The sequence below is a fragment of the Pseudoduganella buxea genome (assembly GCF_009720835.1).
Classification (GTDB): Bacteria; Pseudomonadota; Gammaproteobacteria; order Burkholderiales; family Burkholderiaceae_D; genus Rugamonas; species Rugamonas buxea.
The window spans coordinates 34,791-42,053 of sequence record NZ_WNKZ01000054.1; the positions used below are offsets into that span (position 1 = coordinate 34,791).

Genomic DNA, 7,263 nt, shown 5'->3' on the forward strand with positions numbered 1-7,263 from the left:
GTCGTTTCCGTTCAATACGGCGCCGTCCCGGCCGGCCACACTGGCGAACATGAAGACGACACCTGCCCAATGTCCGTTCGGCGCGGACCAGCCCGCGAGCACGCCGCCCCTGCCCCTGCATCCGGTCGGCGCATGGCCGCCGGGACCGCCCGCCGGCGTGACGGGCTGGGGCCTGTTGCGCCGCATGGCGGGCGACCTGCTGGGCACATTGGACGGCTGGCGCCGCGAGTACGGCGGCCTGGTCCACCTGCGCATCTGGCCGGAACACCAGGTCGTCGTGACGGAGCCGGAACTGGTGCGCGAGCTGCTGGTGCAGCATCACGATGCGCTGATCCGCTGGGAGCGGGCCGTCCACGTGTTCGCGCAGATCCACGGCCACAGCGTGCTGACCAGCGAAGGCGCGCCATGGCGGGTGAAGCGCCAGGCGCTGCAGCCGGCCTTCGCGCCGCGCGAGGTGCAGGCCTTCGTGCCCGATATCGCCGACGCGGCGGCCGGCGCATTCGCCCGGTGGCGTGGCGGCGAGAAGGACTGGCCCGTCGAAAACGGCTTCACGTCGCTGGGCATGGACGTCATCCTGCGCATGCTGTTCTCCAGCGCGATCGATGCGGACGCCCGCCTGGCCGAACGGGCCGTGCACGACGTCGTCGTTGCCGGCAACGGGGAGATGTACTGGCCCGTCACGCCGCCGGACTGGATGCCGTGGAAGCGGGCGAAGCGCGAAGGCAAGCGCGTGCTGCGCGAGCTGATTGGCCGGCATGTGCAGGCGCGGCTGGCCACACCGCGCGAACACTGGCCGGAAGACCTGCTGGCCCGCCTGCTGGCGCTGCACCTGGACAATCCCCACGCCTGGCCCCTGCAGGCCGTGCGCGACGAATGCATGACGACCTTCCTGGCCGGCCATGAAACGGCGGCCGCCACTTTAACCTGGTGGGCCTGGTGCATGGCGGACAATCCGGCGGCCCAGGCGGCGGCCCAGGCGGAAGTGGACGGCGTGCTGCAGGGCCGCGTGCCGACGGCGCAGGACCTGACCGCCCTGCCCCACGTCACGCGCAGCTTGCAGGAGACGCTGCGGCTGTACCCTGCCGCGCCGCTGCTGCTGACGCGCCGCTCGACGCGCCCGATCACCTTGGGCGGCTGGCAGCTGCCGGCGCGCACCATGTTTTCCGTGCCGCTGCAGTTGATGCATCACGACCCGCGCTGGTTCCCCGAACCGCTGGCCTTTCGCCCCGAGCGTTTCGCCGGCGATGCCCCGGCCATTCCACGGGGCGCCTGGATGCCGCTGGGGACGGGCCCGCGCGTGTGCCTGGGCCAGCACCTGGCGATGACGGAGATGACGGTGATTGCCGCCATGTTCCTGCAGCGCTTCACGGCGGCCGTCCCGGCCGGCATGGCGCCGCCCCGGCCCGCCTTCGCCATCACCCAGCGCCCGGCAACGCCGCTGCGCCTGCACCTGACGGCGCGCACATAATGAAGGCGGTACGCCGAGTCCACCGCGCCGGCGCGGTCGTCGTCGCCGCTTTCGTCACGGTCCACGTCATCAACCACCTGGCGGCGCTGGGCGGTGTCGCTGCGCACCTGCGCTTCATGGAAGCGGCGCGCCTGGTCTACCGCCACAGCGCCGTCGAGGCGGTACTGCTGCTGTGCGTGACCTTGCAGGCCGCCACCGGGCTGGTGCTGGCGTACAAGGGGTGGACCCGGCGCACCGGCTTCACGGCCACGCTGCAGGCGGCATCGGGCCTCTACCTGGCCCTGTTCCTGCTCATCCACGTGGCCGCCGTACTGGCCGGCCGCGTGCTGCTGGACCTGGACACGAACTTCCACTACGCCGCCGCCGGCCTGCATGCGGGCGCGGCGCGCTATTTCTTTGCGCCGTATTACTTCCTGGCCGTGCTGGCCCTGTTCGCCCACCTGGGGTGCGCGCTGTCATGGCGCGTGCCGCGTGCCGGCCCTGCCCGCGCGCTGGTGCTGGGCACCGCGCTGGCCGGTGGCGTGGCCGTGTCCGGTCTGATCCTGGCGGCCATGCTGGGCGTGCTGTATCCGTACCAGGTGCCGCAGGCGTACCTGGCCACGTGGGGCGCCGGGCAATAAAAAGAACAGGCTGTGCCCCGGCGGCAGGGACCTTGTACTTCAATCAAAACTGAGCACGCCGCTGTATCCTTCAGGCGTCTTCTTATCCGGCCATCTGGAATCGACCATCGGTTGCGAAGCGCAATACGAGGCGGCCACGAATTGCCCGGTCGTCGCGCCCCTGCAAGCCCACACCAGCGTCCCACGATGCTTGAATTGATCCCAAACCAGCTGATTGTCCAGCGGCGACGGCAACGCTTCTCCATATCCGATTTTGGTCGGCGTTTGCGCAGGTGCTCGTTCGCTGGAACCGGGCTGCCTGTCCAATGCCTTTTCGGTCCCGGGTATCGTTGTCTGGCCCATGCAAACTGCTGACGCCATGGCAAGCCCCGTTAGTACAAAAAACTTCATTACTTCTCCATTCAATGCGGACACACAATAAAAACCGGATGCCCGCTTTGTATCGGACGGCAGCACGCGATCAGAAGCGGTACTTCAGCGACGCCGTAACGTTGCGCGGCGCGCGGTAGGTAATGGCACCGTAGGCGTCGAACATGCCGAAGGTGGTCTTGTCGAACACGTTGTTGACATTGACCTGGGCCGACAGGCGGTCGTTGATTTCATAGCGCGCCATCAGGTTGACCAGCACGTTCGCTTCCTGCTCCAGCATGCCGTTGGTGGCGGCCGGGGCCAGCGGGTCGAGCGTGTAGGTACGGCTTTCCCAGTTGGCGCCGCCGCCGACGGTCAGGGCGCTCCAGTTGCCCGGCAGGCGGTAGGTAACGAAGGCGCGCAGCAGCTTGCGCGGGTAGATGCTGTTGATGTCGGCACCTGCCGCATCCTCGGCCTTGAACTGCGAGTAGCCGGCGCTGGCATTCAGGCCGCGCGCCAGCTCGCCCGCCACCTCGAATTCGAAGCCGCGGCTTTCCGCCCCTTCAGAAGCGCGGTAGTAGACTTCCGGTGGGAGCGGGCCGTCGCCGTCGCGATCGACCGGGGCCACTTCCTGGGCGAGCTTGTCCTGGCGGATCTTGAACACGGCGAAGGAGGCGTTCAGGCGCTTGTCGAGGAATTCGCCCTTGACGCCGGCCTCGTAGCTCTTGCCGACGATGGGTTCGAGGTTGTTGCCGGCGAAGTCCTTGCGGTTCTGCGGCTGGAAGATGTCGGTGTAGCTGGCATAGGCCGAGTAGCTGTCGTTGATGTCGTAGACGATGCCGGCATAGGGCGTCACTTCGCGGTCATGCTTCATCGTGTACGCGGGCGTCCACAGGCCCACGCCCGTTTTCTCGTAGTTGCCCACACGCGCGCCCAGGATCAGCTTGAGCGGATCGGCCAGCGAGAAGCGCACCACGCCGTACAGGGCATCCTGCTTGGTCGAGCTGCCTTCGTAGAAGGTGGGCGCGCCCCAGGCCGGCGTCGGATAGGCCGCGGGATTCCACGTATTGAAGTTGCCCACCGACGGGTCCTGGCTGCCGAAGTCGGCGGCGCGGCTGTCAGAATTGAATTTCTGCTCCGAGTGCATGTAGCCGAAGGCCGCTTCATGCTGGCGTCCTGCCAGGGTGAACGGTCCGGACAGGTGCAGGTTCAGGTTGTCCTGGCGGGTGCGCGTGGCGTAGGAGCCGGAGAACGCCGCCATGCCCAGGCCCGTGATCCGGTCCGGCACGCCCGACAGGTACAGCAGGTAGGAGTCGCCTTCGCGCTCGGCGTGGGTGAAGCCGGTGCGCAGCTGCCAGCCGTTGTCGAAGCGGTGCTGCAGGTCGACGAACATGCTGTCGTAGCTGCTGCTCCAGGAAGTCCAGGCGGCAGCCGACGTCTTCGAGCGGTCCCAGTTGGTCAAGGTGCCGTCCGTGTACCACAGCGGCAGGCCGCCCCACATGGCACCTTGCGGATCGGTTTCCTGGCGGCTGATACCGGCCGAGGCCACCGTTTGCGGGCCCAGGTCCGCTTCCACGGTGGCGTACAGGGTCCTGGTCTTGTTCTTCATGTAGTCGACCCAGCTGTCGCCGTCCTGGTATTCGGCGACGACGCGACCGCGCACGCTGCCGCTGTCGTTCAGGCCCGTGCCGACGTCGACCTGGGCACGGCGCATGTCCCAGCGGCCGATGCCGATTTCGGCCGACCCGGACAGGTCCCTGGCGGTGGCGCGCTTGCGCACCAGGTTGATGGCGGCGGAAGGGTTGCCGGCACCCGTCATCAGGCCGGTGGCGCCGCGCACCACTTCCACGCGGTCATAGGTGGCAAGGCTGCTCAAGGTCTCGCCCGAGCTCCATGGCTGCTCCCACGTGGTGGGGTCGCCGTCGATCTGCAGGTTGTCGATATCGAAGCCGCGCGCCGTGAAGCCGGCGCGGTGCGTCTCGTACTGGTTGACCGACACGCCAGTGGTGTTGTTGACGACGTCCGTCACGGTGGCCAGGGCCTGGTCCTCGATACGCTGCTGCGTGATGACGGTGACGGACTGCGGCGTCTCGCGCAACGACATCGTCAGCGGCGTGGCCGTGCGGGTGGCACGACTCGTGTAGGAGGTATCGTCCTGCTTCTGCGCCTGGATTTCCACTTTCGGCATCGCCGCCGCCTCTCCATGCTCGCCCTGTTCGCCCATTTGCGCGGCCGCTGCCAGCGGCAGGGTCAGGCCGGCGGCCATCATCAGGCGGGCCAGCGGCGTGCGCTGGGGCGTGGTCGGATGCTTGTTCTTCATTGTTCGTCCAGTATTGTTCGGGCAGGGAATCGGTGGCATGCAGGCCCCCGATGAGAGCGCCACCATTCGGAAAGCGAATGATAACTATTCTCATTTCAATGTCAACTGAAATCTGTCAACTTAAATTCCGGACTAACAATATTTTACGAACGCTAGTCGCCGGCCCGGGGCGCCGGCGCGCCTTCGCGGGCCATCGCCGCCAGGTATGCCGTCACGGCCAGTTCCGCCGCTCCGTCGACGACAACGTCGAAGTCCGCGCGCAACCGGCGGTACAGGGCGATGCAGGTGTCGAGCGCGTGCAGGCAGCTGGCGCGGTCGTACGCCGGCACTGTGCCGCGCAAGGCCGCGGCGAAGTCCGGATCGTGGCTTTCGATGCGGCGCATGCCCTGCGGCCTGGCGTGCGCCCGGCGCAGCGCCAGGGGACCCAGCACGGCGGCCCGGACGAAACCGATCAGGTCGATCGCCTCGAACAGTTCGCCCCGGCCGATCTTCTGCGCGCCGTAGTGCATCCAGATCCAGAAGCGCGCTTCGATCCAGGCGATATCGGGCTGCGGATACACGGCCTCGCCCTGCGCCAGCGCCCGGGACAACAGGCCGTCGCGCTCCCACAGCACCGCCGGCTGTTCGACGCGGAGGTGCACATCGGCCAGCGACACGAACTTCAGGTCCACGTGCAGCAGCGGCGCGTCATACAGCGTGATGAACAGGCGCGGTTCGCCCACGTGCTCGCCCGTGAAGCCGGCCAGCAGGTGGCCGAGGCGCCGCGCGATGGCGTCCCGGTCGGCCAGCACGGCCTGCTGCTGCGCGGGGTCCGTCACGACCAGCAAGTCCAGGTCGGAAAACGCATCCATCGCGCCGGTCAGGAACGAGCCCGCCGCCGCCAGGCCGACGAGGCGCGGATCGGCCGGCAGGATGGCCAGGGCGCGCTCCAGCCATTCGCGGTGCGCCGCCGGCAGGAACGGCGGATAGCCGGGCGCCGTCACGCGACAGCCTGGTAAGGCGCGCCCTTCAGCTCCACGGTATTGCCCTCGGGGTCCGTGAGGTAGATCGACGGCCCCTCCCCTTCGGCGCCGTAGCGCGATTCGGCCGGGCCGCCGGCCACGTCGAAGCGCGCAAGGTGGGCGCGGATGGCGGCTTCGTCGAAGGGGTCGACGCGGAAGCAGAAGTGGTCGACATTGCGCCCCTCCGGCCCCGGCGCGGCGCCGCCCATCGCGCCCAGCTTGCCGTCCACGGGCACCAGGTCCACCAGGGAACTGCCGGCGCGCAGCTGCACCAGCCCGATGGCGTCCTGGCGGCGCTCGACCGTGCAGCCCAGCACGTCAGTGTAGAAGCGCACCATGCGTTCGAGGTCCACCACGCGCAGCACGATATGGTCGATTTCACGGATCCTGATCATCGAATCTCCCGCAGTTCTAGAGGCGGCCGCGCCGGAACTCGGCCAGGAATCGTTTCGCCTGCGCGCCGTCCAGCACGACGACAGGATCGCCATGGTACACATACAGATACGGTTCGCCGCCGAGGCGGTCGGTCAGCTTGGCATGCACCAGGAAGCGCGTGCCGATCGGGTAATCCGTGACCATCACGCGCGGTGCCTGCACCCGCAGCCACGGGTGGTAGGCCTGGCCCACCACGGGCCGCATGCGCGCCACGCCGTTCTCGTCGAACGACTCGATCGCCACTTCGCGGTAGGCCGACAGGTCGCGCATGGTTCAGTCCTGGCGCAGCACCAGCAGGGCCACGGCCTCGGCGTTGATGCCCTCCTCGCGGCCCAGGTAGCCCATCTTCTCGTTGGTCTTGGCCTTGACGTTGACCTGGCCTGGGGCCACGCCCAGGTCCTCGGCGATATTCGTGACCATCGTGCCGATGTGCGGCGCCATCTTCGGACGCTGGGCGATGATGGTGGCGTCGACATTGCCGATCTCGTAGCCGGTGTCGCGTACCCGCTTGGCGGCCTCGCGCAGCAGCACGCGCGAATCGGCGCCGGCAAATTCCACGGCGGTATCCGGGAAGTGCCGGCCGATGTCGCCCAGCGCCGCGGCGCCGAGGATTGCGTCGGTAACGGCGTGCAGCAGCGCGTCCGCGTCGGAGTGGCCCAGCAGGCCCTTGTCGTGGGCGATCTCGACGCCGCCCAGGATCAGTTTGCGGCCTTCCACCAGGCGGTGGCTGTCGTAGCCCTGGCCGATGCGAAACGGTAGTTTGATGGTCATGTTTTATCCAGGGTCAGGTACATTTCGGCGATGGCGATATCGGCCGGCAGGGTCACTTTCAAATTGCGGGGATGGCCTTCGACCAGCCGTGGCGACAGGCCCAGCATCTCGACGGCGGAAGCGTCGTCGGTGATGGCGTCCGGGTCGGGCGCCGCTTCCAGCGCGCGCAGCAGCAGCTCGGCGGGGAACATCTGCGGCGTCTGCGCCAGCCACAGGCCGTCGCGCGGCGTCGTCTCGACGCGGCCGGCGCGGGTGCTCTTGACCGTGTCGACGACGCGCAGGGCCAGCAGCCCCCCGGCC

The 7,263-nt window shown here is 68.1% G+C and carries 9 protein-coding genes; 2 read left to right on the forward strand and 7 right to left on the reverse strand.

What is annotated here, in order from left to right:
• Window positions 1-49 precede the first annotated feature (49 nt).
• Both GM672_RS17660 and GM672_RS17665 read left to right on the forward strand, forming a co-directional pair.
• Window positions 50-1,468, forward strand: a complete 1,419-nt coding sequence (locus GM672_RS17660; RefSeq protein ID WP_155471850.1) for a cytochrome P450 — start codon at window positions 50-52, stop codon at window positions 1,466-1,468.
• Entirely contained in the window at window positions 1,468-2,088 is a 621-nt protein-coding gene (locus GM672_RS17665; protein WP_155471851.1) for a hypothetical protein, read from the forward strand. Before GM672_RS17660 ends, GM672_RS17665 begins: the two co-directional genes overlap by 1 nt.
• A 39-nt stretch (window positions 2,089-2,127) precedes the next feature.
• Here GM672_RS17665 and GM672_RS17670 read toward each other — a convergent pair whose 3' ends face one another.
• From GM672_RS17670 to GM672_RS17700, 7 genes are all read right to left on the reverse strand, one after another.
• Window positions 2,128-2,478, reverse strand: a complete 351-nt coding sequence (locus GM672_RS17670) for a hypothetical protein (protein WP_155471852.1) — start codon at window positions 2,476-2,478, stop codon at window positions 2,128-2,130.
• Between the two features lie 70 nt (window positions 2,479-2,548).
• Entirely contained in the window at window positions 2,549-4,756 is a 2,208-nt protein-coding gene (locus GM672_RS17675) for a TonB-dependent siderophore receptor (RefSeq protein ID WP_229417795.1), read from the reverse strand.
• Window positions 4,757-4,908: 152 nt separating this feature from the next.
• A complete protein-coding gene (locus tag GM672_RS17680) occupies window positions 4,909-5,739 on the reverse strand; it encodes a nucleotidyltransferase domain-containing protein (RefSeq protein WP_155471853.1) in 831 nt (276 codons plus the stop codon).
• Entirely contained in the window at window positions 5,736-6,152 is a 417-nt protein-coding gene (locus tag GM672_RS17685) for a VOC family protein (protein ID WP_155471854.1), read from the reverse strand. Before GM672_RS17685 ends, GM672_RS17680 begins: the two co-directional genes overlap by 4 nt.
• A 16-nt stretch (window positions 6,153-6,168) precedes the next feature.
• Complete coding sequence (locus GM672_RS17690) at window positions 6,169-6,462, reverse strand: hypothetical protein (protein ID WP_155471855.1); 294 nt, start codon at window positions 6,460-6,462, stop codon at window positions 6,169-6,171.
• Between the two features lie 3 nt (window positions 6,463-6,465).
• Window positions 6,466-6,963, reverse strand: a complete 498-nt coding sequence (gene ispF / locus GM672_RS17695) for a 2-C-methyl-D-erythritol 2,4-cyclodiphosphate synthase (RefSeq protein ID WP_155471856.1) — start codon at window positions 6,961-6,963, stop codon at window positions 6,466-6,468.
• Window positions 6,960-7,263, reverse strand: a 304-nt coding sequence (locus GM672_RS17700) for a 2-C-methyl-D-erythritol 4-phosphate cytidylyltransferase (RefSeq protein ID WP_211517386.1), incomplete at its 5' end; no start/stop codon positions are given. The genes ispF and GM672_RS17700, both read right to left, overlap by 4 nt.